This window comes from Nocardia sp. NPDC003693, from assembly GCF_053981095.1.
Map to the genome: position 1 here is coordinate 1 of NZ_JBSFNO010000016.1, position 24,851 is coordinate 24,851.

At 71.7% G+C, this 24,851-nt stretch carries 17 protein-coding genes; 7 read left to right on the forward strand and 10 right to left on the reverse strand.

Annotated elements, in window-relative coordinates:
* Positions 1 to 121: 121 nt before the first annotated feature.
* Positions 122 to 496: a PLD nuclease N-terminal domain-containing protein gene (locus tag ACWDOP_RS18950; protein WP_454203148.1), complete on the reverse strand. Its 375-nt coding sequence runs from the start codon at positions 494 to 496 to the stop codon at positions 122 to 124.
* A gap of 143 nt (positions 497 to 639) precedes the next feature.
* Between ACWDOP_RS18950 and ACWDOP_RS18955 the strand changes: the two genes are divergently transcribed.
* Both ACWDOP_RS18955 and ACWDOP_RS18960 read left to right on the forward strand, forming a co-directional pair.
* On the forward strand, positions 640 to 1,860 hold the full coding sequence (locus ACWDOP_RS18955) for a cation:proton antiporter (RefSeq protein ID WP_456346251.1): 1,221 nt from the start codon (positions 640 to 642) through the stop codon (positions 1,858 to 1,860).
* A 118-nt stretch (positions 1,861 to 1,978) separates the two neighbouring features.
* Complete coding sequence (locus ACWDOP_RS18960; protein ID WP_456346137.1) at positions 1,979 to 2,890, forward strand: DUF389 domain-containing protein; 912 nt, start codon at positions 1,979 to 1,981, stop codon at positions 2,888 to 2,890.
* On the opposite strand, the gene ACWDOP_RS18965 is transcribed toward ACWDOP_RS18960, so the two are convergent.
* The 8 genes from ACWDOP_RS18965 to ACWDOP_RS19000 all read right to left on the reverse strand — a co-directional run bounded on the left by ACWDOP_RS18965 (position 2,887) and on the right by ACWDOP_RS19000 (position 12,906).
* A complete protein-coding gene (locus ACWDOP_RS18965) occupies positions 2,887 to 4,275 on the reverse strand; it encodes an ATP-binding protein (protein WP_456346138.1) in 1,389 nt (462 codons plus the stop codon). The two genes, ACWDOP_RS18960 and ACWDOP_RS18965, sit on opposite strands and share 4 nt — an antisense overlap.
* Before the next feature lie 57 nt (positions 4,276 to 4,332).
* Positions 4,333 to 4,896: a carboxymuconolactone decarboxylase family protein gene (locus ACWDOP_RS18970; RefSeq protein WP_456346252.1), complete on the reverse strand. Its 564-nt coding sequence runs from the start codon at positions 4,894 to 4,896 to the stop codon at positions 4,333 to 4,335.
* 330 nt (positions 4,897 to 5,226) lie between these two features.
* Positions 5,227 to 5,790: a hypothetical protein gene (locus ACWDOP_RS18975; protein WP_456346139.1), complete on the reverse strand. Its 564-nt coding sequence runs from the start codon at positions 5,788 to 5,790 to the stop codon at positions 5,227 to 5,229.
* Between the two features lie 79 nt (positions 5,791 to 5,869).
* A complete protein-coding gene (locus ACWDOP_RS18980) occupies positions 5,870 to 6,244 on the reverse strand; it encodes a nuclear transport factor 2 family protein (protein WP_454203152.1) in 375 nt (124 codons plus the stop codon).
* A 114-nt stretch (positions 6,245 to 6,358) separates the two neighbouring features.
* Positions 6,359 to 7,180, reverse strand: coding sequence for a formate dehydrogenase accessory sulfurtransferase FdhD (gene fdhD / locus ACWDOP_RS18985; protein ID WP_456346140.1), 822 nt, complete (start codon positions 7,178 to 7,180; stop codon positions 6,359 to 6,361).
* Complete coding sequence (locus ACWDOP_RS18990) at positions 7,177 to 9,480, reverse strand: FdhF/YdeP family oxidoreductase (protein WP_456346141.1); 2,304 nt, start codon at positions 9,478 to 9,480, stop codon at positions 7,177 to 7,179. Before ACWDOP_RS18990 ends, fdhD begins: the two co-directional genes overlap by 4 nt.
* A gap of 88 nt (positions 9,481 to 9,568) precedes the next feature.
* Complete coding sequence (locus ACWDOP_RS18995) at positions 9,569 to 12,295, reverse strand: ATP-binding protein (RefSeq protein ID WP_456346142.1); 2,727 nt, start codon at positions 12,293 to 12,295, stop codon at positions 9,569 to 9,571.
* Between the two features lie 41 nt (positions 12,296 to 12,336).
* Complete coding sequence (locus ACWDOP_RS19000; protein ID WP_456346143.1) at positions 12,337 to 12,906, reverse strand: NADPH-dependent FMN reductase; 570 nt, start codon at positions 12,904 to 12,906, stop codon at positions 12,337 to 12,339.
* Between the two features lie 199 nt (positions 12,907 to 13,105).
* Between ACWDOP_RS19000 and ACWDOP_RS19005 the strand changes: the two genes are divergently transcribed.
* Positions 13,106 to 14,779: a DHA2 family efflux MFS transporter permease subunit gene (locus ACWDOP_RS19005; protein WP_456346144.1), complete on the forward strand. Its 1,674-nt coding sequence runs from the start codon at positions 13,106 to 13,108 to the stop codon at positions 14,777 to 14,779.
* Positions 14,780 to 15,403: 624 nt separating this feature from the next.
* Here the strand turns inward: ACWDOP_RS19005 and ACWDOP_RS19010 are convergent.
* Positions 15,404 to 15,676, reverse strand: coding sequence for a hypothetical protein (locus ACWDOP_RS19010; protein ID WP_456346145.1), 273 nt, complete (start codon positions 15,674 to 15,676; stop codon positions 15,404 to 15,406).
* A gap of 508 nt (positions 15,677 to 16,184) precedes the next feature.
* Between ACWDOP_RS19010 and ACWDOP_RS19015 the strand changes: the two genes are divergently transcribed.
* The 4 genes from ACWDOP_RS19015 to ACWDOP_RS19030 all read left to right on the forward strand — a co-directional run bounded on the left by ACWDOP_RS19015 (position 16,185) and on the right by ACWDOP_RS19030 (position 24,829).
* A complete protein-coding gene (locus ACWDOP_RS19015; protein WP_456346146.1) occupies positions 16,185 to 16,724 on the forward strand; it encodes a hypothetical protein in 540 nt (179 codons plus the stop codon).
* Positions 16,721 to 17,992, forward strand: a complete 1,272-nt coding sequence (locus ACWDOP_RS19020; protein WP_456346147.1) for a hypothetical protein — start codon at positions 16,721 to 16,723, stop codon at positions 17,990 to 17,992. Before ACWDOP_RS19015 ends, ACWDOP_RS19020 begins: the two co-directional genes overlap by 4 nt.
* A complete protein-coding gene (locus ACWDOP_RS19025) occupies positions 17,989 to 21,318 on the forward strand; it encodes a protein kinase domain-containing protein (protein ID WP_456346148.1) in 3,330 nt (1,109 codons plus the stop codon). The genes ACWDOP_RS19020 and ACWDOP_RS19025 overlap by 4 nt, the downstream gene beginning before the upstream one ends.
* Positions 21,319 to 21,766: 448 nt before the next feature.
* Complete coding sequence (locus ACWDOP_RS19030; RefSeq protein ID WP_456346149.1) at positions 21,767 to 24,829, forward strand: FAD-dependent oxidoreductase; 3,063 nt, start codon at positions 21,767 to 21,769, stop codon at positions 24,827 to 24,829.
* Positions 24,830 to 24,851 lie beyond the last annotated feature (22 nt).

A 24,851-nucleotide genomic window follows, 5' to 3' on the forward strand; every position in this document is an offset into this window, starting at 1 on the left:
GCGTGCAGCCCAACCTGATGTCGTGGAACCTGCCCGCGAACCGGGAGGCGGCCAAGGCCGACTTCCCCGATTTCGCGGGCCCGCACCAGCTGGTGCGGGCGTTCGCGTGTGAAAGGGATTGTCAGGACAGGGCTTTGGTCTTCAGGGCCTCGAACTCGGCGGCCGAGATCGTACCCTCGTCGAGGAGCTTCTTCGCGTCGGCGATCTGGGAGGCGGGGTTCGTGCCCGCCGTGTCCCGGATGTAGCGGGTCTCCGCGTCCTGGAGCTGTTTGGCCGCGGCGGCCGAGCGGGCGGCCATCCCGTTCCCGCGCGCGATCAGGTAGACGAGCGCGGTGATCAGGGGGAGGAAGAACAGGAAGATCACCCATACCGCCTTGACCCAGCCGGAGGTCTCGTGATCCCGGAAGAGGTCGGTGATGATCATGAACAGCAGGATCAGGTAGGCCACGAAGGCGAACGTGGTGATGATGAGCCAGAAGACGTCCCAGAAATCCATGACGTGGTCCCTATCTAGTTGGTTAATTCATGGCTACGTGACTGGTCGTTTGATTGAAACACGTGTGACGGGTCGATGTAAGGGGTCTTCGCTGCGAGTTTGAGCTTCGCCGGACCGGTTTCACGTGACACGATTGCCGGGTGATGGTGCTTGCTGATGAGTTGCCAACTGTGCAGCCCGAGCCCATGGTGTCGCTGTTCTGGATCGCCCTGGCCGCCGTGCTCGCGCCGCTGGTGTCGCGGCTGCTGCGCGGGGTGGTGCCGGCCGTGGTGCTCCTGCTGCTGGCCGGGGTGACGGTCGGGCCGTTCGCGCTGGGCTGGGCGGGCACCGCGGGCGGGGTCGATCTGCTCAGCGAACTCGGGCTCGGGATGCTGTTCCTGCTGGCCGGGTACGAACTCGATCCGAAGCTGCTGGGCGGGCGCTCGGGCCGCACCGCGTGGCTGACCTGGTGCGTCAGCGCCGTCGTGGCCATCGCGCTGGTGACCGCGTGGGCGGCGGACGCCGACATCACCGCGCGGATCGCGGTCGCCATCGCCATGACCTCCACCGCGCTGGGCACGCTGCTGCCGATCGTGAAACAGGATGGGCTGCTGGACAAACCGCTGGGGCGCGCGGTGCTGGCGCACGGGGCCGTGGGCGAGCTGGCCCCGGTGCTGGCGATGTCGGTGCTGCTCACCAGTCGCAGCGTGGGCGCGGCCCTGGTGACACTCGTGTTCTTCCTGCTGGCGGCGGCGATCATCGGACTGGTTCCGCAGCGCATGCTGGACCGGGTACCGGGCTTCGCTCGCGTGCTCGGCGACTCGAACAGCACCGAACAGCTACCCGTGCGCGGGGTCTTCCTGCTGCTGATCGTGCTGATGACCATCGCCGAGGTCTCGGATCTGGACGTGGTGCTCGGCGCCTTCGCGGCGGGCCTGATCCTGCGCAGGCTGATCGCGGCGGGTCATCCGGAGGTCGAATCCTCGCTGGAGACCATCGGATACGGGATTCTGATTCCCGTCTTCTTCGTGGTCTCGGGCATGGGCATCGATATCGGCGCGGTCGCCGGGGAGCCGCTGCTGTGGCTGCTGTTCGTGCTCTCCATCGCGGTGGCGCGCGGTGTCCCGGTCCTGCTGAGCGAGCGTTTCATCCCGCACGGCGCGAACCTGGCCGACCGCCGCGAGCGTGTGCAGCTGGCGCTGTACGCCGCCACCGGCCTCCCCATCATCGTCGCGGTCACCAATGTCGCGACGAGCAGCGGTTTGATGCCGCAGGATCTGGCATCCACCCTGGTGGCGGCGGGCGCCACCACCGTCCTGCTCTTTCCGCTGCTGGCCCGGCTGCTGGGCCGCGCGACCGGCGCGCCGAAAGCGCAGGGCGCGTGAGCCGTTCGGGCGCGTGGTGGCGGTGGCATCCGCGGCCCGCGACCTCGTCACCCGGGGCACATATCGCGTCGAATCGGAGGCCGGTCCCGGCCGCACCGCCGGGCGGAGAGGAGTTCGGGTGCTGCATCTGCGCGTGATCTGTCCGGGAGGCGAGGTGACCGAACGCGCCATGGCGCTGCTGGCCGAGGACCCCGGGACCACCCACCTCACCCTCGATCGCGGGACGGCGGTCGAACCCTGCGGCGATCTGATCCAGGCCGACGTGGCGCGGGCCTCGGCCAACGAGATACTCGTCGCGCTGCGCGCGCTGGGCGTGGACCGGACCGGGAGCATCACCTTCGCGCCCGCCGGGACCATGCTGTCGACGGCGGGGGAGCGGGCGAACGCCGGCGCGCCCGGGCGGCCCGATCAGGTCGTGGTGTGGGAGCAGTTGCTGAGCCAGGTGCGCGAGGGCTCACGCCTGACCCCGACCTTCCTGGCCTTTCTGAGCATCGCCTTCCTGCTGTCCGCCGTCGGCGTCACCACCGCCTCACCCCTCACCCTGGTCGGCGCGATGGTGGTCGGGCCCGAATTCCGGCCGCTCGCAGCCCTTTCGGTGGGGCTGGTGCGGCACGACCGGCGGCTCATCCGCGGCGCGCTCACGACCCTGGCGGTCTCGTTCCCGGCCGCCATGGCCGTCACCGCCCTGGCGACCCTGCTCTGGGTTCGCCTGGGCTGGCTCGGCGACGGGAGCGTGGACGACGCTCGCGGCTTCGACTTCATCTACGAGGTCGGCCCGTTCTCCCTGGTGGTGGCGCTGCTCGCGGGAGCGGCGGGCATGCTGGCCATGGTCACCTCCAGTTCGGCGGTGCTGGTCGGCGTCTTCATCTCGGTCACCACCGTGCCCGCGGCCGGGCTCGCGGTGGTCGCCGCCATCGCCGGCAAGTGGACCGTCGCCGCCGAATCGCTGGCGCAGCTGGCGGTGAACATGATCGGCATCGTGCTCGCGGGCGTGGCGGTGCTCCTGCTGCGGCCGCGCGCAGCCGGTTAGCGCATCGGGACCCCGACATCGCTGCCGCCCTCGCGGGTCAGGCGCGCGCGGACCTTGACCAGTGACGGCGCCGGAACGAACCCGCCCGCGAACAGGGCCTCGCCCTGGCGGAACCAGGGTGAGCGGTCGAGCAGGGCGGTGGGCGCGTAGCCGAAATAGGTGGCGAGTTCGGCCAGGTCGGTGGGCGAGGTCATCTTCATCAGGGCCAGGTTGTCGCACTGGGACAGGATTCCGGGGTGCACCTTCGACGGGCGCTGGGTGGACAGCAGTAGCCAGAGACCGAATTTGCGCCCCTCGGCGGCGATTTGGATGAGGCGTTCGCGCACCGCGACCGCGATGGGGGAGTCCAGGCGGGGTGAGGCGAGGTTGTGGGCCTCGTCGATGACCAGCAGCACCGGGCGGCGTTCCTCGCGACGTGCCCAGAGGTCGTCGAGCAGGGCCAGAGCGATGACCAATTGCTGTTCGGGCGTGGAGAATCCGCCCAGATCCAGGACCGAGACGTCGGGGCGCCCGGCCACCACGTCGGTGACCGCCGCGTCGCCCAGCGCCCACACCTCCCAGTCCAGCAGGCCGAGGTTCTCCACCCGCTGCCCCAGGCGGCGCTGCGCGGGATTCTCCGAGGACAGCAGGCGCGGCCGCACCTCGAACAGTTCGCCGGAGTCCATGATCGAACGCAGGTGCAGGAGCTCGTTGAACTCCTCGCGATCGGCGATCGGATCTATCTGCAGGACGGCGGCTTTGGAGTCCAGCGGCAGATCGATGAACCGGGCGCGCAGCCGCGAACCGGGTTCGGCGTTGGGGCGCAGGACGCGAATATCGCGCTCGCGCAGGGCATTCGCGGTCGGCTCCGTCGCCGCGGGGTCGACGTCGCCCAGGTGGACGAAGTCCGAGTTCGGATCGAAGATGACGACCGGCAGCGCGGTGTGCGCGATGAGCTGCTCCAGCACCACGCCCAGGGCGTAGGTCTTGCCCGACCCGCTCTGCCCGCACCAGAAGGTGTGCCGGTTGAACCGCTGCGGCAGCAGCCGTGCCGGTCCGCCCGGCTGGGTGAGATTCACCCCGACCTCGAGCATCGCGCCGGTGGTGTCGTGCAGCGCCTGCACGGTCGCGGTGTCCGCGCCCTCCACGCTTGCGGTAGCGAAAGAGTGGCTGGCGCGGGTGTCGATGCCGTCGCCGGTGAGTTCGCCGACGAGCCGACCGCGCAGCCGTACCGGGGTGGTTTCCGAGCGTTCCTCGATGAGCGCCAGCTGCCGGTGGCCGGCGCTGACTATCACCACCAGCGATCCGGCCACGAAGGCGCTGTCGGCCGCGTCTCCGACGATGAAGGATCGGCCGTCGTCGGAGCGTGCGGACAGGGTGGCGGGGGCGAGATCATCGGCGGGCATCATCCGATACTCGCACAGATCAGCGAACTACTGGCTACCGGTTCTCGGTGCCCGGGTCTAGGCCCAGGGCACCCGGCAGGCGTCCGCGCTGAAGCCCTGATCGGTGATGCCCAGGGCGAAGTAGCTCCGGGCCCGGGAGTTCTCCAGACCGATCTGATAGGTCAGCTCCATGAGCCCTTCGGCGCCGAAGCGCCGCTTCAGGTCGGTGACCTGCTCGTCGGTGACGGTCGGCGGCGTCGCCGTCATGGCCGCCGCGTACGCGATGGTGGCCCGCTCGTCGGCGTCGTACGCGGGCGAGGTCTCGTAGTCGTCGATGTGGCGGAGCTTGTCGACGTCCAGGTCGGACAGGCGCATGAGCATCGTGCCGAAGTCCACGCACCACGAGCAGCCCACGGTGCGGGCGACGTAATAGACCGCGATCTCGCGAATATTGTGCGGCAGCACCGTGGACGCGCGTTCGACCAGGCCCTCGTGCACCGCGGAAGCCAGGAAGAGCCGGGGATGATTCGCTGTGACGGCGAAGGGCTCGGGCACCGCGCCGAAGCGGCGCTTCATGTACCAGTACAGAATTCGGGTCAGCGGTCCGGCCTGCTTCGGGCCGACGGCGGGGAGGCGGGTCATGCTCATGGGGGTCTCCTGCGAATCCGAGGATACTGCTACCCCTTGGACGAGACAGCCCCGCGAGACGTGACGGTGTATCGGTATGCCCTGCGTCACAGGATGTTTCGGTGCGGTGTGGGCGCTAGCCCGGTCCTGGCGGGCCGGGGTAACGCGAACTCGTCGATATTCGGCTATGTCGCAATCGGGAGCCGGTGACGATCGGCCGGGGCCGTTCGCGCCCTGATCGGGAATCGCCGTTGACTCCCCGTGGTTCGCCGTTGAACCTTTACTCCGTTACCCGGAAATCGGTGTGTTCTCCACACCTGTTACGACGGCGCGCGGGGCCGGAATTCATCGCGGCGGGCGATTTCCCAGGCCGCGCGCGGACTTCCCGCGCCGGGGGAAGCGGAAGGTGAGGTCGTTCGGCTCGGGCACGCGGGTGCGCTCGCGGGGCGCGACGAGCATCAGCGCCAGGCCCAGGGCGGGCAGCACGAAGACGCTGATCAGGCTCAGGGTGAAGCTGGCCCCGCCCATGTCCTCGGGCCGGTGGAAGGCGTGGTAGATCAGGTGCGGGACGCCGAAGACCAGCCAGGCCAGGCCCGCGACCCGGGCCAGCAGGCTGTCCAGGAACCACAGGGCCGCGGCGGTGACCGCGCCGAGCGCGAGGAAGAAGGCGCCGACGTCGCCGGTCAGATGGTGGTTGTACGGCCCGTCCGGCTGTACCCAGCGCATGCCGAAGCCCGGGAAGCTGGTGTAGAACGAGTGCGGTGCGAAGGTGGCCCACAGGCCCGTGAACAGGGCGATGGCGAGCAGCACCCCGAGCATGATCTGCACCGCGAGCCAGCGCCGGCGGTTCACGTCCAGGCGCATGCGCACCCGGAGTCCGTCGCCCGTGCCGTGCAACGAGATTCGCATCGACCATTCCCCTCCGCCGCCGAATCACCCGGTGGTGCAACGGTAATTCGGCGGTCGGCGGGGAGCAAGGGTCACGCGGTCAGATCTTCTCCATGACCATGTCCTCGGGACCCCAGTAGGCCCGCATCTTCGTGATCTTGCCCGCGTCGTCGAACTCCATGATGTCGATCGGGGTCAGCGTCATGCGCTGGTCGCCGAAGTAGCTCACCAGGGTGAAGTAGGCCGAGGCGTGATTGCCGTTGACCTTCACCGCGTGCAGTTCGGTCTCCTTGTTCTGGGCGTGCTCGAGCGCGGCGTACAGCTCGCGAATCGCGGCGTGCCCGACCCGGGTCGGGGTCCCGATCGGGTCCTCGACCGTGGCGTCCTCGGCGTAGAGCGCCACGATTTCATCGGTGGCGCCAGCGGCCACCAATTTCACATACTGCTCGATAACATCGCGAGGCTGCGCCGCCATGGATTCTCCCGGGTAAAAGTGAAACGTGTTCCACTTCGGAGAGTAGCAGTCGCCGGCCCCGATCGGACCCGCGAGATTCACTCTCCGGGATGGTCCCGGCAACCGGGATGCGGCTCAGTACCGGACGCGCTGCGCGCCCGTGTAGATGTTCATCGACTCCCCGCGCAGGAACCCGACCAGGGTGAGACCGGCCTCCGCGGCCAGGTCCACCGCGAGCGAGCTGGGCGCCGACACCGCTCCCAGCAGCGGGATCCCGGCCATGACGGCCTTCTGGACGAGTTCGAAGGAGGCCCGCCCGCTGACCATGAGCAGCAGGTCGTGCCCGGGGATGCGGGATTCGCGCAGCGCCCAGCCGATGAGTTTGTCCACCGCGTTGTGCCGTCCGATGTCCTCGCGCAGCGCGAGCAGCGTGCCGTCCGAGGTGAACAGGGCCGCCCCGTGCAGCCCGCCCGTGGCGTCGAAAAGCGCTTGGCCGGAACGCAGTTGGGTGGGCAGGGAAGCCAGCGTGGCGATATCGACCACGGGCCCGTGCTCGGGCAGCGGGAACCGGGTCCGGGTGCGAACCTCGTCGAGCGCGGTCTTGCCGCACAGCCCGCACGCGCTGTTGGTCAGGAAGTTGCGGGGCTTGATCGCCGCGGCCGGTCGCGTGTCGCTGAACTGCACGTCCAGAACGTTGTAGGTGTTCTGCCCGTTCTCGTCGGTGCCGGCGCAGTAGCGGGCGGTCCGGATGTCCTGCGCCGAGTCGATGATGCCCTCGCCGAACAGGAATCCGTGGATCAGGTCGATGTCCGCGCCGGGGGTGCGCATGGTGACGGTCAGGGCCTGGCCGCCGGTGCGGATCTCCAGGGGTTCCTCGACCGCGAGGGTGTCCGGGCGGTCGACGGTTCCGGTGGGGGAGATGCGCAGGGTGCGGCGGCGTGCGGTTACTCGGCTCACGATGTCCTGTGGGTGTGGCGTTCGAGGCGGACGGTGACGCCCTTGGAGACCGGGGTGTTGGAGCGCCGCGCCACGTGGTCGAGGGGGACCAGCGGGTTGGTCTCGGGGTAGTAGGCGGCGGCGTTGCCGCGCGGGGTGGCGTACCCGACGAGCCGGAAGCCCTCGACGCGGCGCTCGGTGCCGTCGTTCCATTCGGAGATCACGTCGACGAGATCGTCTTCGGCGAAACCGAATCGGGCGATGTCCTCCGGGTGGACGAGCACGACGCGGCGGCCGTTGTGAATGCCGCGGTAGCGGTCGTCCAGACCGTAGATGGTGGTGTTGTACTGGTCGTGGCTGCGCAGGGTCTGCAGGATCAGCCTGCCCTCGGGGACCGGCAGCCAGTGCAGTTCGTTGGCCGCGAAATTGGCCTTGCCGGTGGCGGTCCGGAATTCCCGGGCGTCGCGCGGCGGATGCGGCAGCTGGAACCCGTTGCGGCCCCGCACCTTCGCGTTGTAGTCGGCGCAGCCGGGCACCACCGCGGCGATGGCGTCGCGAATCGTGTCGTAGTCGCGCTGGAATTCGGCCCACGGCACCGGGTGTCCGGGACCGAACAGCGCGCCCGCGAGCTCGCAGACGATGGCGACCTCGCTGCGCAGTTCGGCGCTGACCGGGCTGAGGCGCCCGGTCGACAGATGCACCATCGACATCGAGTCCTCGACCGAGACCTGCTGTCGCCCACCGGCCTGCACGTCCTCGTCGGTGCGGCCGAGGGTGGGCAGGATGAGCGCGGTCCGCCCGTGCACGACGTGGCTGCGATTGAGCTTGGTCGAGACCTGCACGATGAGTTCGCAATTGCGCAGCGCGGCCTCGGTGACCTCGGTGTCGGGGGTTGCGGAGACGAAATTGCCGCCCATGCCGAAGAAGACCCGGCCGCGCCCGTCCCGCATGGCGCGAATGGCGTTGACGGTGTCCCAGCCGTGTTCGCGCGGGCTGGTGATGCCGAAGCGCGCGTCCAGGGCGTCCAGGAACGCGTCGGGCATCTTCTCCCAGATGCCCATGGTGCGGTCGCCCTGCACGTTGGAGTGCCCGCGCACCGGGCACACGCCCGCGCCGGGTTTGCCGATCATGCCGCGCATCAGCAGCAGGTTGGTGGCCTCCTCGATGGTGGCCACGCCGTGCACCTGCTGGGTCAGCCCCATCGCCCAGCAGATGATGACGGCCTTCGACTCGGCCAGCAGCTCGGCGGTGCGGTCGAGTTCGGTGCGGGTCAGCCCGGTGGCCTCCTCGACCACGCCGAGATCGACGGCGCGCATGTGCTTTTCGTACTCGGCGAACCCGGCGGTGTGCGCGTCGACGAAGGCCTGGTCGACCACCGTGCCCGGCGCGCGATCCTCGGCCTCGAACAGCAGTTTGCCCAGGCCCTGGAACAGCGCCATGTCGCCGCCGAGCCGGATCTGCAGGAAGTCGTCGGCGATGGTGATGCCGCCGGCCAGTCCTTTGAGCGTCTGCGGATCGCGGAAGCCGATGAGCCCGGTCTCGGGCAGCGGGTTGACCGCGATCACCTTGGCGCCGTGCGCTTTCGCCTCACCGAGCGCGGACAGCATGCGCGGGTGGTTCGTGCCGGGATTCTGGCCCGCCACGATGATGAGGTCGGCCTTCGAGAAGTCGTCGATGGTGACCGAGCCCTTGCCGATGCCGATCGACGCGGTCAGCGCGGTGCCCGAGGACTCGTGGCACATGTTCGAGCAGTCGGGCAGGTTGTTGGTGCCGAAGGAGCGCACCAGCAGCTGGTACAGGAACGCGGTCTCGTTGGCGGTCCGGCCGGAGGTGTAGAAGACGGCCTCGTCGGGGGAGTCGAGGCCGTTCAGCGCGTCGGCGACGATGCGGTACGCCGCGTCCCAGGCGATCGGCGAGTAGTGGGTATCGCCGGGGCGCAACACCATCGGATGGGTGAGCCTGCCCTGCTGGCCGAGCCAGTAGCCGGACTTGCCCGCCAGCTCCTCGATCGAGTGCGCGGCGAAGAACTCCGGGGTGACCGTCCGCAGCGTCGCCTCCTCGGCGACGGCCTTGGCCCCGTTCTCGCAGAACTCCGCGGGGCGGCGGCGGCCCGTCGGCTCCGGCCAGGCGCAGCCGGGGCAGTCGAAGCCGTGCCGCTGGTTGACCCGGGCCAGGGTGCGGGCGGTGCGCACCACGCCCATCTCCTCGACCGCGTGCTCGAGCGCGATCGCCACCGCGGGGAAGCCCGCGGCCTCGGTTTTCGGCGGTGTGACGGTCAGCGCGGCCTCATCGATGTCCTTCTTCGGCGCGGCACGATGCATGGCGACCATTCTCCTCTGCGGCACGGCGGTGGACCGGTCGGGTCCTACGCATCGTAAGCCGTGTCGGATCGGACGATTCGGGCGGAGATCAGGTGTGTCCGGCGAAGACGGCCGCGAGTTCGTGCCGGGAGGTGAGCCCGAGTTTGGGATAGGCGTTGGACAGGTGGTAGCCGACGGTGCGCGGACTCAGGAACAGTTGCGCGGCGATGTCCTTGTTGGACAGGCCGGTCGCGGCCAGCTGCGCGGTCTGCAACTCCTGCGGGGTGAGGCGGGTGATCAGGTCCGCGCCGGGTTCGGCGGACCGGGTCTCGCCGGTGGCGCGCAATTCGGCGTCGGCGCGCTCGGCCCACGGGACGGCTCCGAGCCTGCGGAAGGTCTCGGCGGCGGCGCGCAGCGGGGCGCGCGCCTCGGTGCGGCGCTGCCTGCGGCGCAGCCATTCGCCGTACAGGAGTTCGGTGCGGGCGCGATCGAAGGCGAAATCGGTGTCGCGCCGGTGCGCGTCCAGGGCCGCGGTGAAGTGCGGTTCGGCCTCGGCGTCCGGGGCGAGCAGGGCCGCGCAGCGCAGCGAGATCGCCTGTATCCAGGGCTGTTCGATGTGATCGGACCATTCGCGATACCAGGAGAAGGCGGTGCGGGCCCGGTCGAGGCGGCCCGTGCGGTGCGCGGCCTCGACCAGGTCGGGGATGCTCGCGATGGCCCCGTGCCGGTTCGCGCCCGCCAGCAGCGCGGTGAGCCGGTCCACGGCCGCGTCCGGCCGGCCCAGGCCCAGGTCCAGCAGGGCGAGCGCGGCGCCCGCGTGCACGCTGCTCGGCGCGATGTCGCGGGCGATCGGGGCGGCGGCGTACTCGTGGCAGGCGGGTTCGTCACCGCGGGTCGCGGCCAGCAGGGCCAGGGTGGCGGACTGGTAGATCTCGATGACGCGCTGTCCGGTCTCGGCGGCCAGGCGCAGGCCCTCGGTGGCGGCGGCGGTGGCGGCGGTGGGATGACCCAGGATGAGTTCGGTGCGGGCTTGCCAGCGCAGCGCGTGCGTGAGCACGCCGATCGCGCCGCGCCGCCGACAGTCGGCGGCCAGTGCGGCGGCGATGTCGCGGGCGGTCACCGGATCGGCGAACAGCACGTGCCAGTGCGCCATCTGCACGCGCTCGGCGAGCTGGTCGGGATCGACGGTGTCGAGCAGGAAACGCAGCGCGGCAATGCCTTCGGCGCGCTCGGCGCCCGGATTGAGCACGGCGACCAGGTCGGCGAGCGCGCGCACCCGGGTCGCGTTCGGCACCGCGAGGGCCTCGGCGCGTTCGGCCGTGTGCGCCACCGCCGCCAGATCGCCCGCGCCCCAGGCCGCGCGCGCGGCCTGGAAGAGCAGGTGCCCGGCCAGGGCCGGATCGCGGTCGACGACGAATCCGGCCGCGGTGCCGGAGGATTGGTACGCCGCGCGCGGCTGATCCTGCTCCAGGGCGATCTCCGAGCGCAGGACGGTGAGCGCGCCGAGCGCGCCCGGATCGGTGGTCAGCGCCGTGGCCTCGTCGGCCGTCGCGGCGGCCTCGGTGAGCAGTCCGGCTTCCACCAGTGCTTCGGCCGCGATGGTCAGGCGCCGCCCGCGGGCTCCGGGGTCCGCGCTCAGCTCGGCCGCGCGCCGGGCCGCCCCGGCGACCTCGCTCAACCCGCCGCGCCGCCCGGCCCGCTCGGCAGCCCCTTCCAGGGCGAGCGCCACGGTCTCGTCCGGCCCGGTTGCCGCGGCCGCGCTGTGCCAGGCCCACCGATCCTCGCACCCGGGCGCGGCGAACTCCGCCGCCAGCGCCCGATGCGCCTCGCGCACCCGCGCGGGCTGTGCCGAATCCAGCGCCGCGGCCCGAATCAGCGGATGCGCGAAAGTGATTCGACCGTCGCGCAACCGCAGCAGCCCGGCGGCCTCGGCCCGCGCCAGGTCCGCTTCGGTTCGTGCCGGGTCCGGTTCGGCGGCGTTGAGGCGGTGGGCGGCGGTCAGGATGACGGTGGTGTCGCCGGAGCTGTCGATCGCTGCCACCAGCAGCAGCGTTCGGGTGGGGCTGGGGAGCTGGGCGATCCGGTCGGTGAAGGCGCGCTGGATACGGGTGGGGATGGGCGCGGTGTGCTGGAACGGGGAGGCGTAGCGGCTCTCGGCGCGCTGGATGGTCGGTAGCACGTGCAGGGCGAGCGGGTTGCCGTGGGCTTCGCGCAGCAGCCACTCGGTTGCGGCGGGTGGCAGCGTGCCGTGCGTGGCGGTGAGCAGCTCCAATGCGGCGGGCGCGTCCAGTCCGGTGAGAGTTACCGTGGTGGCGGGTAATTCGTCGAGTTCGGGAAGTAGATCGTCGCGGACCGCGAACACCAGCAGCACCCGTTCGGCGTCGAGGCGGCGGGCCACGAACTCGAGGGTGCGCAGCGTGGCGCGATCCAGCCACTGTGCATCGTCGATCAGGCACAGCAGGGGCGCGTCCTCGGCCAGTTCGGCGAGCAGGGTGAGGGTCGCCACCCCGACCAGGAATCGTTGCGGTGCAACGGATTCACCCGAGTCCAGCGCCGCCCGCAGCGCGCCGGCCTGCGCCTCGGGCAGCCGGTCGAGCCCGGCGCGCGCCCGCGCGAGCAGCAGGTGCAGTCCGGCATAGGCCAGCTCGGTCTCGGTTTCGGTGCCCGTGACGCGCAGGACGCGGTAGCCGGTGGCGAGTTCGGCTGTGCGGGCGAGCAGTTCGGACTTGCCGACGCCCGCCTCGCCGCGCAGCACCGTCACGCCCGCGCGGCCGCGCTCCGCCCCGGCCAGTTGTCCGGCCAGGGCGGTGAGCTCGGTGGTACGGCCGTAGAACACTCCGCGACACTATCGAATTCGGCGCTGTGACCCGCGCCACATCACGCGCCGTACGGCCGGATCGCGCGCGCCTCCCGCAATGCCAGTGCCCACCAGGCGATCTGGTCGAGCATGGCCTTGGCGGCCGCGGCGGCCGCCGGGTCCAGCGGCGAACCATCCGGTCCGAAGCGCTCCCACGCGCCATGGAAGCTGACGGTGTCGCGCACCGTCACCGCGTGCAGTTCGGCGAAGACCGGGCGCAGGTGCTCGACCGAGCGCAGGCCGCCCGCCAGACCGCCGTAGGACACGAAGCCGACCGGCTTGGCCTGCCACTGGGTGTAGTGCCAGTCGATGAGGACCTTGAGCGAGGCCGGGTAGCTGTGGTTGTACTCGGGGGTGACGATGACGAAGGCGTCCGCGGCGTCTATCCGATCGGTGAGCGGCTGCATGGCCGGATCGGGGGTGTCGCGCAGTACCGCGTCCAGCGGGTGCTCGGCCAGGTCGATCACGTCGACCTCGAAATCGCCGTGGGCGGTGGATTCACCGGCGAACCAGTGCGCGGCGGTGGGGCCGAAGCGGCCTTCGCGGGTGCTGCCGATGATGACGGCCAGGCGCAGCGGGGTGGTGGGCATGTCGACCTCCGGGGAGTGGGGGAGCGCCGGTTCGGGACCGGCGTCGTTGCTGCCCTGAACGCTAGGGGCGACGGTCCCGCCCTCGCCTCCGTCGATGTACCTGGTTCGTGCCCGGGGTGGTACCTGGTCGCCCGGCCCCGGTACACCCCGGTCATTCGACAGAGGCGGCCCGGACCTGCGCTTTTCTACCGTCGAAGGCATGAACACGACCTTCCGGACCGGCGGCCGCTCGGCCCCGGCGCCCGCCGGCACCCGCACCGCCCCGGCCGGCTCCGCTGTTCCCGCGACCGCCGAGCCCGGGACCGTGAGCCTGGCCGCCACCGCCGCCGTGGTGATCTCGGCCTCGATCATGACGGTCCTGGACATGACCATCGTGAACGTCGCGCTGAACAATCTGGCGAGCACGTTCGAGACCTCGCTGGCCACCATCGCCTGGGTGGCGACCGCCTACACCCTCGCCCTCGCCACGGTGATCCCGGTAACCGCTTGGGCCATCGGCAGATTCGGCGCCAAGCGGCTGTACATGTCCGCCATCGCGCTGTTCGCGTTCGGTTCGCTACTGACCGGACTGGCGTGGAACGTGCCCTCGCTCATCGGATTCCGGGTGGTACAGGGGCTGGGCGGCGGGATGATCATCCCCATCGGCATGACCATCATGATGCGGGCCGCGGACCCGGCGCGCATGGGCCGGACCATGGCACTCATGGGAATTCCGGTGCTGGTCGGACCGCTGGCCGGGCCGGTGCTGGGCGGCTGGCTGGTCGATCAGGCGAGCTGGCGGTGGCTGTTCCTGATCAATCTGCCGGTGGCCACGGTCGCACTGCTGGGTGCGCGGCGGGTGCTGGTCGCCGATCCGCCCGCGCCGGCCACGCCACTGGATCTGCCCGGACTGCTGCTGTTGTCGCCCGGTCTGGCCGCGCTGATCTACGGGGTCGCCACCGGGGGTGAACACGGCGACTTCACCGTGCTCTCCGCGCTGCTGCCCACGGTCGCGGGCACCGCGCTCATCGCCGGATTCGTGGTGCGCTCGCGGCGGGTGCGGCATCCGCTCATCGATCCGACTCTGTTCCGGCACCGGCCGTTCCGTTCGGCCGCGCTCACCCTCATGCTGTTCAACGCCGCCTACTTCGGCTCGATGATGCTCGGCCCGCTCTACTGGCAGGTGGTACGCGGACACGGGGCGACCGCGGCCGGAGTCCTCGGTATTCCGCAGGTGCTGGCGACCGGCATCACCATGCAGATCGCCGGGCGGCTGGTGGACCGCATGCCGCCCGGGCGGCTCGTGCTCGGTGGAATCGCGCTGGCCGCCACCGGATTCGGCACCATGACCACGCAGATCCACGCCGACACCGAGTACTGGCGCATCGCGCTGGCCGGGGTGGTCATGGGCGTCGGGGTCGGCGCGACCATCATGCCGACCATCACCACCGCGACCCGGGCGCTGCCGCTCGCGCAGATTCCGGCCGCGAGCACCGCCCTCGGCATCGTCCAGCAGATCGCGGCGTCGATCGGCGCGGCGCTGATCTCGGTGCTGCTGAGCAACGCCCTGGTGCGGGAGGTGCCCGGGGCGAGTCTGGAAACCCTGGCGCACAGGGCTTCCGGCGGCTCGGCGGCGCTCGCGGAGGCCGTGGCCGACGCCTTCCGGGGCACCTACGGGTGGGCGGTGCTGGTTCTCGCCCTGGCGGTGCTTCCGGCGCTGCTGCTGCCCCGCCGCCGCGTCGTCGCGGGGGCGGGAGAACCGGATCCGGCGACCGCCGGCGCGGGGGAGCCAGCGCTCACCGTGGCGGCGGATGGGCGGGCACCGAGCCGGCCGGTCGTCCCGGAACCGGCTGCCCGGTTCACCGCGCGCTCGCCACACGACCTGTCGGAGTGAGGTCGCAGGCCAGCGACGAACGTGGCCCGCGTGCCCCCGATAGTGGGGGCGGCGATCCCCCGCCCGGTGTGTGAACGCGCACCGGGCCTTTCGCGATTCATCAGCGTGGACTCGAGTGGTCGGCAGCCGGGTTCACAGGCTGTTCGGGCCCGGGCACCGGTGTGTAACGCCTGGGTGAGAAGACATCGCGGTCATGCTCCCGGGCCTTACCATCGAACCAGCGAGGTTACGCCGGATGGACACACGCGCATATTTCGGTCCGCCCGCCGGAGCACTGTTCCGGTGCGTGAAAGCCGCACGCCGCATACGCGTTTCGAACCTCGCACAGCGGGGGCTCGCCATCGTGCTGGCACTGCTGGTAATCGGTGTGACAGGCGGACTCTCGGCCTCCGACACGCCCTCGGCTCCCGCCGTCGAGGCGTACACGCTGCCGGCTCGGGAAGTGTTCTCCGCCGAAATCGCGCTCGCCCAACGCGATACGCCCGTCACCGAGACGGTTGATCCGGCCCCGGCCACCCCGCCCGGCGTCGCGGGCGGGGATTGCAGCGGTACGGGCTGTGACGGCGGAGGTACCGGAGACGGCGGGTCGCCGGACGGCGGCGGTAATCAGGACGGTGGTGACAATCAGGACGGTGGCGCCGACCGCTGCTTCGACAGCGGCGGCTGCGGCACCCCGATCGAGTACTGCGCCGACGGCACGGTGAAACCGGCGACCGGCTGCCCCGAGACCAGACCGGACCCGAAGTACTGCCCCGACGGATCGGTGCAGCCCGCCGATGGGGTCTGCCCGACCACCAGGACCTGCCCCGACGGCACGACGATGCCTGCCGGCAGCCAGTGCCCGCCGGTCACCTGTTCCGACGGCTCGACCGTCCCGAACGGGAGCGAATGTCCCACGCCGCCTTGCCCCGGAGGCGTCACCCGGTCGAGCGACGGTGAGTGTCCGGAGCCGAAGTGTCCGGATGGATCGGCCAAGCCGTCGAGTGGTGAGTGTCCGGTGACGAAGTGTCCGGACGGGTCCGTGAAGCCGTCGAGTGGTGAATGTCCGGTACCCAAGTGCCCAGACGGGTCCGTGAAGCCGTCGAGTGGTGAGTGTCCGGTGACGAAGTGTCCGGACGGGTCTGTGAAGCCGTCGAGTGGTGAATGTCCGGTGCCCAAGTGCCCGGATGGATCGGCCAAGCCGTCGAGTGGTGAATGCCCGGTGCCCAAGTGTCCGGACGGGTCCGCGAAACCGTCGAGCGGTCAGTGCCCTGACACGAAGTGTCCGGACGGGTCCGCCAAGCCGGCCGACGGGCAGTGCCCTCCGGAAAAATGTCCCGACGGATCCGACAAACCGGCAACCGGCGCATGCCCCGAGCAGCGGTGCCCCGATGGTTCGGCCCGCCCGGCGGACGGGCAGTGCCGGGTGGACGGCGGTGGCGGCAACCCGGGCGGCGGCAACCCCGGATCCGGTGGCGGGCAGCCCGATCCGGGGCCGGGGGTGACCACCGAACCCGATGTGACGCCCGAACCTGTCACGCCGGAACCGGGCGCGGGCAATCCGAGCACCACCGGTGGATCGAATGACGTATTCCCGGCGGGCGCCGGTTTGGAGTTGACCCCGCCCGCGGTGTCGCCGGGTGCGCCGGTTGCCGTGGCGGGGCGCGGCTGCGATCCCGGTGCGCGGGTGCAGGTTTCGATCGGCGGCACCGCCGTCGCCGATACCCGCGCCCGGGCGGACGGCGGCTTCGACACGACCCTGGCCACCGGCGCCACCGAGATCGGCCATCACGACGTGACCGCCGAATGCGGTCCCACCCTGGCGGCCGCACTGGACGTGGTGCTGGTCAGCGAGGTCGGGGGCGGCGCGGCCACCGCGACCGTCCTGCTGTTCTTCCTGCTCGTCGGCGGCTGGTTCTACGGCCACCGCCTGGTATCCCATCTGCCCGCTCGGAGGCCCCGATGACCAGGCTTCGCCTCGCACCCCTCGCGATCGTCCTGCTGTGCCTGGCCGCCTGTTTCGCGATCACGCCCGCCACCGCGGCCGAGCCGGTGCGCGTCACGGCCACCGTCGACGGCCGGGACATCGCGGGCGCCGGCGCGCGGGATCCGGTGCGCCTCGAGCCCGCCACCGTGGCGCTGGTGACGGTGGAGCTCGAGAATCGGTCCGCCGACCCGGTGACGGTGCGGCGCGTCGATCTCACCGGCCACGTGCTCGGCCTGAACTTCTTCTCCTACTCGACCTCGGTCGAACTGACCGTGGCCGCAGGCGCGACGGGCAAGCTCACCTATCGGCTCGATCCGGCGGGACTGGACGGGCAGGCGACCGGTCTCATCGGCTCGGACCTGACGGTCATCGGGGCGGACGGCGAACCGGTGGGCGCCGTGCCCACGGTCATCGACGTGCGCGGTTCGCTGGCGTCGGTGTACGGCCTGTTCGGGATCATCATGGCGGTGCTGACCCTGCTGGCGATCGCCGACGCGGCGCTGAGCGTGGCCAGGCACCGGCTCGCGGCCAATCGCTGGCAGCGCGGGCTGCGGGTGCTCGCGCCCGGAATCGGCATCGGCCTGATGATCGGTTTCACCGCCTCGGTCGCGCGCTGGTGGGTTCCGGCGACCTCGCTGTGGCTGGCGCTGGCCGGGGTGACCGCCACCGTGTTCTTCCTCGCCGGCTACTTCTCGCCGACCCCCACGCGTCCCGACTACCTCGGCCTCGACCCCGAGGACCTGGCCGCCGCCCGCGAACTCGACGCGATGGGCTTCACCGCCGCGTCCGGAGCCGAGCCGTCGGGCGACGGCGGGCAATTCGCCGCGGTGGGGGCGGGTTTCACGCCGGATGCTCGCACGGGCGGCAACCCGGAGGGAGCCTGGTCCGGCGGGCCGGAGGCGTCGTTCGCCGCCGGGCGGCTGGGCCCGGGATCCGGATTACCGTCGCCCGCCCGCGCCGACGCCGCACCGCGCGACGAATTCGACGGGGGCTTGCCCAGCACGCCCGCCTCGGTCGCCGGGGTGCCGGGCAGCGGCGGTGACGGTCCCGCCGACCCCGCCGCGCCCCGGCGCTGGGGTTGGCAACCGGCGCCGAGCGAGGAACCGACACAGGCGGTGAGCTTGCCGCCAGAGATGGGGAAACCTGGTGCGGTGATGTCGGATTCGAGCGAACCCGGCGCCGACGAACCCACCATTCGCACCACGCCCGGTGTTCAGCGGTTCCGGCCCGGTGGAGTGACCGGATGAGCGTGCGGGATCTGAAGCAGGGTGACATCGCCCGGGTGCGCGCGGCGCTGCCCGGATACGAGGTGGACGGGCAGGTCGGGCGGGGCGGGTGCGGGGTGGTGCTGGCGGGCACGCACCGCGGGCTGGCGCGGCGGGTGGCGATCAAGCAGATCCCGCCGCAGTTCGCCGACGACGCGCAGGTGCGGCGGCGGTTCGTGGACGAGGCGCGCATGATGGCCGCGCTCGACCATCCGCACGTGGTGCCGGTGTACGACTACATCGAGCACGAGGATCTGTGCCTGCTGGTGCTGGAGTTCCTGCCCGGCGGGACGGTCGAGAATCGTTTCGTCACCGCGGGTTTCGAGGCCACGGCGGCGGTCGCGGTGGCGCTGGCCTGCGCGGCGGGACTGGAGGCGGCGCACCGGCACGGCATCCTGCACCGCGACGTGAAGCCGTCCAACCTGATGTTCGCGGCCAACGGCACGCTGAAACTCACCGACTTCGGCATCGCCAAGATCATCGGCGGTGCCGAGACCCTGGTGACGCGGGCCGGCGACATAGTCGGCACGCCCTCCTACATCGCGCCGGAACAGGTTCGCGGTGAAGAGCTTTCGCCCTCGACCGACGTCTACGCCCTGGCGACGATGCTCTATCAACTGCTGTCCGGCGCGCTGCCCTTTCCGCCCGGCACCGATGCCGTCGCCATGCTCTTCGCCCACGCCTACGGCGAGCCGATTCCGCTCGCCCGGGTCGCGCCGGCCGTCCCGCAGCCGATCGCCGACACCGTCATGCGCGGTCTGGCCTCGGACCCCGCCGACCGCTTCGCCACCGCCGAGTCCTTCGGTATCGCCCTCGCGGAGCCCGCCGCCCACTGCTGGGGCGTCAATTGGCTGACCCCCGTGGGCATTCCGCTGATCGGCGCGGACACCATAGCCGCTGCGGCCACCGGCGGCGCGCACTCCCGCCCCCACACCCCGCCTCGCCCCCTGTCGGCCCCACCGACCTTGCTCAACCCCGCGACACCCCCGCGCCCGCACACCCCGGTGGTCGCCGACACCCCGCAGCGGCCACACGGCGCCGGGACACCCCCGCGCCCATACGGTCCGGTGCCCCCGTCCGACCCGGTCACCCGTGATGTTCCCGACCCGAAAACCACCGCATTGCAACGGAATGCGGGGTCGCCGCCAACCGTTCTCAACCCAGCGACCCCACCGCACCCGGTAGGCCGGGTCCCGGACCCGGCCTATCGCCCCGGCCGGACCCGCCCCGGTCCGAACAGCCCTGTCCCACAGCAGCAGTCAGCGGGGTCCGGTCCGAATCCCACGAATCAGTTAGGAACCCCTGACGCGGCGGTGGATGCGGACGCGTTCGGGGCCGTTGGCGGGCAGCGCGGTGCGCACGAGGCGTCAGCGATGGGGGCCGGGCCGCATCCCGCCAATCCGCCGGGACCCCACGGACCGTGGACGGACGCGAGCGAGCCGAGGGCTCTTGGCGGGCAACGCGATGCACAGCGGGCGTCAGCGCCGGAGACCGTGCTGAACCCCGCGACTCCGGCCGCGACGCAGGCGAGGCAGTACGGGCCGCAGTCATCGTCGTCGGCGGAGACAACGGTCAATCCCGCTGTGTCTCAACGCTCCTATCATCCGGGATCGCCGGGACAGTCGAATCGAGTGCCCGGATCCGGCGCGGCGGGGGAACCGGCGGGTGCCGCGGAAACAACCGTCAATCCGGCGACGCCCCGAGGCTCGGGTGGTGTGGGCTCCACCGCGGGTGCTCCCGGTCGGGGATCAGATCAGGGGGCACCGGGCCGAGTACCGGGGGCAGCGATGCCGGGGCAGGGATCGGGAGCCGGTGTGTTCGGCCGGGGAGCGGGTGCGGGGGGAACCGGCGAGAATGCCGGTGCCGCCGAGACTCTCGTAAATCCGGCGACGCCACCGTACGGGCCTGCTGTATCTGCGAGGGCCAGCGGCGCTGGGGCGCAAGCTCCTTCGGGGCGGCCGCAGAACAGCGGCAATCCGCGTGTGCTGCCGCCCGGGCAGGGTGTACCGTCTGCCGGGCCACGTCGTCCGGGCGGGCAGGGGCGGCCGGGGCAGCCCAGCGGCGCGCAGACCGGCTGGGCCGGCAACCGGCCTCCCGACGGCGCGAACGCATCCGGTGCACAGCAGGATTCGCGTGGAAGCTCGCCCCGGCCCGGAAATCCGGACGCGGGCCGGGTTCGTCCCCCGGCGTCCGCTCCGGAAACCGTGGTGCGGCCCGCGACGCCGCTGTGGCCGACTCGGCGGGACGCGGATCCGGAGCAGCGGGTGCCGACCGTGCGGCGGGACGGGTACTCCGGCGGGCAGCGTCCCGGAGCCGGCGGCGGACCGCATCCGGCGCACCCCGGCGCCGCGGGGAACGTGGGCGCGGACGGCTCGCGATCCGACGGACCCGTTGCCGGGCAGCGGTTTTCGACGCCGAGCGCACCGCAGCGGATCCTGCCGCCGAACCAGCCGCAGCACGCGGGCCGGATGGCGGTCGGGCTGCTGCGGGTGCGCCCGCTCGAGCCGATGCGGCACGACGGGGTTCGGTTGATCGATGTCGACCGCGACGACCTCGTGCCGGTGCAGCGGGTGGTGCGGCTGACATCGCCTCGGGTGCCATTGATCTCGGCCGGCGTCCTGGCCGCGCTCGTCACCGGCGCGACGCTGCTCGGGCTGGGCAGCGCGCCGGACCGCGACCTGCCCGCCCCCGGGACGGTGCGGATCGCCGGTATGGATCCGGCCGTGGCGCGGGCGGTGGAACTGGACCTGTCCAAGCCGATACCGCTCACGCTCGACGGAATCGACGCCGACAGCGCCGAACTGTCGGTGAATCTGCTGGGCAGGACCATCGGCGGCAGCACGACACCCCTGCGGGACGGTGCCGCCGACCTCCCGGCGCCCGTGAACCCCTACGTCCTGGCCGGTGATCTGACCGGCGAACTGGCGCTGTCCCGCAACGGTTCCGACGTCGCGACCTACCGCTTCGGCGTCCACACCGCCCAGCGCGGCACCACCACCGCGACCGCCGCCGTCATCGTCCTGCTGACCCTGTTCGCCGCCGCCTACACCGAGTCCAACGCCCGGTCCCTGCGCCGCGGCAGCGCCCGCGTGGCCGCCACGATCGGCCTCACCGTCAGCGCCGCCCTCCTCGGCATCGCCCTCGCCGCCGCGTCCTGGCTGCTGCTCGCCCACGAGCCCACGATCCCCGCCCTCGCGGTCGCCGCCACCCTGGCCGCCGCGACCGGCGCGACCGCGTCGGTCGGCCTGCGCCGCATGGGCAAGCGCTACCGCTACATCCGGGTGCTGCGCCTACGGGAACGTTCCTGACCCGCCCACCCGCGCCCGTGCCCCGAGCCCCGGCGCGATGGGGTGCTGCGGCGAGATCGCGCAGCCTGCACGGAGACCGGGCTTCGCCTCGGGACCGTGCGCCCCGCCGAGCGTCAACTTCCGGGAGGAGTGCTGCGGCGACCGACCGGACCCGGGTCACGGGATTCGCGCAGCCGGAGTCGGGTGCGGCGGCGAGTTCGCGCAGTCTGTGCCGAGACTGGGCTTCGCGTCGGGACCGTGCGCCTGGCTGGGATCGGTCCGGCTGGAAGGCGAGCCGTGGCGACCGACCGGACCTGTGCGCGGGATGCGCGCCATCGCGCCGTCAAGCTACGGGCGGTGCACGGGCTGGGGAACGGTTGCCCGATCCGAGGAGAGCGGTAGCGGCGGAGGAGTTTTCGTCGATATATGGGTGACCATCCGATGGGTGTGCCGGGAGGGGGACGCGGCGATGGGTGCGGAACCGGTCATCGAGATCAGGGAGTGGGGGCGGGCGGCGCGGCGGCGGCGACTGGCGGGGCCGGTCATCTTCGGGCGCGGGGAGGGCGGTGAGATCCTCTCCGACAGTGAGGTTTCCCGCCGGCACGTGCGACTGGTGCCCACGCCCACGGGCTTGTCGGTGGTCGACCTGGGCAGCAGGAACGGGACCACCGTCAACGGGGTGGCGCTCGCGGGGCGGCAGGTGCTCGCGGTGGGGGATGTGGTGCGGCTCGGGCGGACCGAGATCATCGTCCTGCGCGCACCGAGCCCGGACGCGCCGCCCGAGATCGGGGTGGACACCCATGTCGAACCGGCGGGGCGGCCCGCGCCGCCACCGCCGGGCGAGTGGCGGGCGGGGCCCGGGACGGCCCTGGCCGAACGCCTCCTCGACATCGACCCGACCGGGACGCGAAACATGTTCCCCACCTTCATGGACATGACCGCGCGTGTTCCGGTGCGGGTGTGGCGGGGGCTGCGAGCCGTCAGTGTCGGCGTCTTTCTCGCGGTGATCCTCACGCTGTTCGTCCGGCCCGATATCGGGCTGCCGCTGTTCTTCGGCGTGGTCGTTCCGGTCCTGCCCGGCCTGTTCCTCGTTGCCCCGGGGCTCTGGCGCAACGTGTGCCCGCTGGCGGCGATCAACCAGGTGCCCAGGCTGTTCGGATTCAGCCGCGCGGCCACCCTGCCGGGCTGGGTGCAGCGGCGCGGATACCTGATCGCCGTGGCGCTGTTCTTCGGTATCGCCGGATCGCGGCTGGCCGGATTGGACCGCAGCGGCGTGGCGACCGGCGGGGTGCTGCTCGCGGTCGCGGTGGCGGCGGGGACCGGCGGGGTGCTGTTCAAGGGCAAGAGCGGCTGGTGCAGCAGCATCTGCCCGCTGTTCCCGGTGCAGCGCGCCTACGGGCAGACGCCGTTCGTGACCGTGCCCAACAATCACTGCGAGCCCTGCGTCGGCTGCGCCAAGAACTGCTTCGACTTCAGCCCGCGCGCGGCGTACCAGGCCGATCTGGACGATCCGGATCCCGGCTGGGGTATGGCGCGCAAGCTCTTCGCCGCCGCCCTGCCGGGTTTCGTTCTCGGCTTCTTCGTGCTCGCGGGCAGCGACGGCATCGCCGCCCCGCAGCGGTTCGAACTGCTGGCACTGTTCCTGTTGGCCGCGGTCGGGGTGTTCTTCGTCCTGGAATCCACCACCGGGATCTCCACCCCGATGCTGGCCGCCGGCTACGCCGCGCTCGCGCTGAACATCTTCTACTGGTTCGCCGGGCCCGCCCTGCTCACCTCCCTGCACACCCTGACCGGACTGCAGGCGGCCTGGCTGCGCTGGCCGATCAGCCTGCTGATGCTGGCCGCGACCGTCGCGTTCCTCGCCCGCACCCGAGTGAGCGAACTCCAGTACGCGCTCACCACCGGCGCGCGCACGGCGCCGGTCCTGCTGCCCTTCCCGCGGCCGCGCACCGCGCCCGAGAGTCCCACGGCGGCAGCGGCTTCGGTGACGTTCGAGCCGGGCGGCACCCGGGTAACCGCCGACCCCGGCATGAGCCTGCTCGATTGCGCCGAACGCGCACACCTCCCGCTCGAGGTGGGCTGCCGGATGGGCGTGTGCGGCGCCGACCCGGTGGCGGTGCTCGCGGGCGCGGAGCTGCTCGGCCCGGTCGGCAGCGACGAGCGAAACACGCTGCGGCGGCTGGGTTTCGCCGAGAACACCCGAATGGCCTGCGCCGCCCGCCTCGGCAGCGGCGCGGTGCGGGTGTCGCTGACCCCGCAGCCGGGCACCGGAAACGGCGGCACCACAGTGCGTTTCGACCGTTCCATCGTGAGCGTGGTGATCATCGGCAACGGCATCGCCGGGGTCACCGCCGCCGACTTCGTCCGGCGCGGGCATCCGGACTGCGAGATCCATCTCGTCGGACGGGAATCCCACGACTTCTACAACCGCATGGGCATCTCCCGCCTGGTGTACGGCCGCTCGGCCATGCAGGGCCTGCACCTGCTGCCCGAACAGTGGTACGCCGAGCACCAGATCACGCCGTGGCTCAATACCCTTGCCACCCGGCTCGATACGCGCACCCAGCGCGTGCACCTGGGCACGGGCGACGTGCTGCCCTACGACCGCCTGGTGCTCGCCATGGGCGCGAGCGCCGCCGCCCCGCCCATCGAGGGCCTGCACCGTCCCGGCAGCTTCGTGCTGCGAGAAGCCGCGGACGCCCTGCGCATTCGCGCCTACGCCCAGCAGCACGGATCCGCCCGCGCCCTGGTCGCGGGCGGCGGCCTGCTCGGCCTCGAAGCGGCATACGCGCTGCACCAGCTCGGTTTACGGGTCACCGTGCTCGAACGCGGCCCCCGCCTGCTGAGCAAACAGCTCGACCCGCGTTGCTCGGAGCTGGTGCTCGCGCACTTCACCCGACTCGGGATCGAGGTGCGCCGCGGCGCCGAAACCGCCTGCCTGGTAGGCGAACCCGCCGTGCGGGCCGCCGTCCTGACAGACGGTCGCACCCTGCCGTGCGATCTCTTCCTCGCCGCCACCGGCATCGCGCCGAACGCGGACCTCGCCCGGCGGGCGGGTCTTCCGGTGGCGCGCGGCATTCTGGTGGACGACCGCATGCGCACCGCCGCCCCGCACGTCTACGCCGCCGGCGACGTCGCCGAACACCGCGATCGCGTGCCCGGGCTGTGGCCCGTCGCCGCCGAACAGGCCGAGGCCGCCGCCGTGAACGCCCTGGGCGGCAACCGGATTCTGACCGCCGAGCTCCCCGCCACCCTCCTCAAGGGCGTCGGCCTGGAACTGTTCGCGATCGGCCGCACCGTCCCCGCCCCCGGCGACGAGGTGATCGTCACCGAGAACGCCGGTGCCCCGTCCTATCGCGCCCTGGTCCTGTCCGCGGGCCGCTGCGTGGGTGCGACCGTCCTCGGTCACCACCCCGCCGACCTGGCCGCTGCCCAGTCCGCCGTCCGGTCCCGGTCCGCCCTCCCGCCGCATCTCCACGGTTCCCTCCGCGCCGGTGACTGGACCCCTTTGGCGACGATCGCTCCCGCCTGACCGCTCGACCCGCTACGCGGTC

What these genes read in the sequence shown, in the direction of transcription:
- ACWDOP_RS18980 (WP_454203152.1), bottom strand. Translation starts at nt 6,244, where the DNA reads ATGGCGGCGCAGCCTCGCGATGTTATCGAGCAGTATGTGAAATTGGTG.
- ACWDOP_RS19025 (WP_456346148.1), top strand. Translation starts at nt 17,989, where the DNA reads ATGAGCGTGCGGGATCTGAAGCAGGGTGACATCGCCCGGGTGCGCGCG.
- ACWDOP_RS19005 (WP_456346144.1), top strand. Translation starts at nt 13,106, where the DNA reads ATGAACACGACCTTCCGGACCGGCGGCCGCTCGGCCCCGGCGCCCGCC.
- ACWDOP_RS19020 (WP_456346147.1), top strand. Translation starts at nt 16,721, where the DNA reads ATGACCAGGCTTCGCCTCGCACCCCTCGCGATCGTCCTGCTGTGCCTG.
- ACWDOP_RS19000 (WP_456346143.1), bottom strand. Translation starts at nt 12,906, where the DNA reads ATGCCCACCACCCCGCTGCGCCTGGCCGTCATCATCGGCAGCACCCGC.
- ACWDOP_RS18975 (WP_456346139.1), bottom strand. Translation starts at nt 5,790, where the DNA reads ATGCGAATCTCGTTGCACGGCACGGGCGACGGACTCCGGGTGCGCATG.
- ACWDOP_RS18965 (WP_456346138.1), bottom strand. Translation starts at nt 4,275, where the DNA reads ATGCCCGCCGATGATCTCGCCCCCGCCACCCTGTCCGCACGCTCCGAC.
- ACWDOP_RS18955 (WP_456346251.1), top strand. Translation starts at nt 640, where the DNA reads ATGGTGCTTGCTGATGAGTTGCCAACTGTGCAGCCCGAGCCCATGGTG.
- ACWDOP_RS18950 (WP_454203148.1), bottom strand. Translation starts at nt 496, where the DNA reads ATGGATTTCTGGGACGTCTTCTGGCTCATCATCACCACGTTCGCCTTC.
- ACWDOP_RS18990 (WP_456346141.1), bottom strand. Translation starts at nt 9,480, where the DNA reads ATGCATCGTGCCGCGCCGAAGAAGGACATCGATGAGGCCGCGCTGACC.
- ACWDOP_RS18970 (WP_456346252.1), bottom strand. Translation starts at nt 4,896, where the DNA reads ATGACCCGCCTCCCCGCCGTCGGCCCGAAGCAGGCCGGACCGCTGACC.
- ACWDOP_RS19030 (WP_456346149.1), top strand. Translation starts at nt 21,767, where the DNA reads ATGGGTGCGGAACCGGTCATCGAGATCAGGGAGTGGGGGCGGGCGGCG.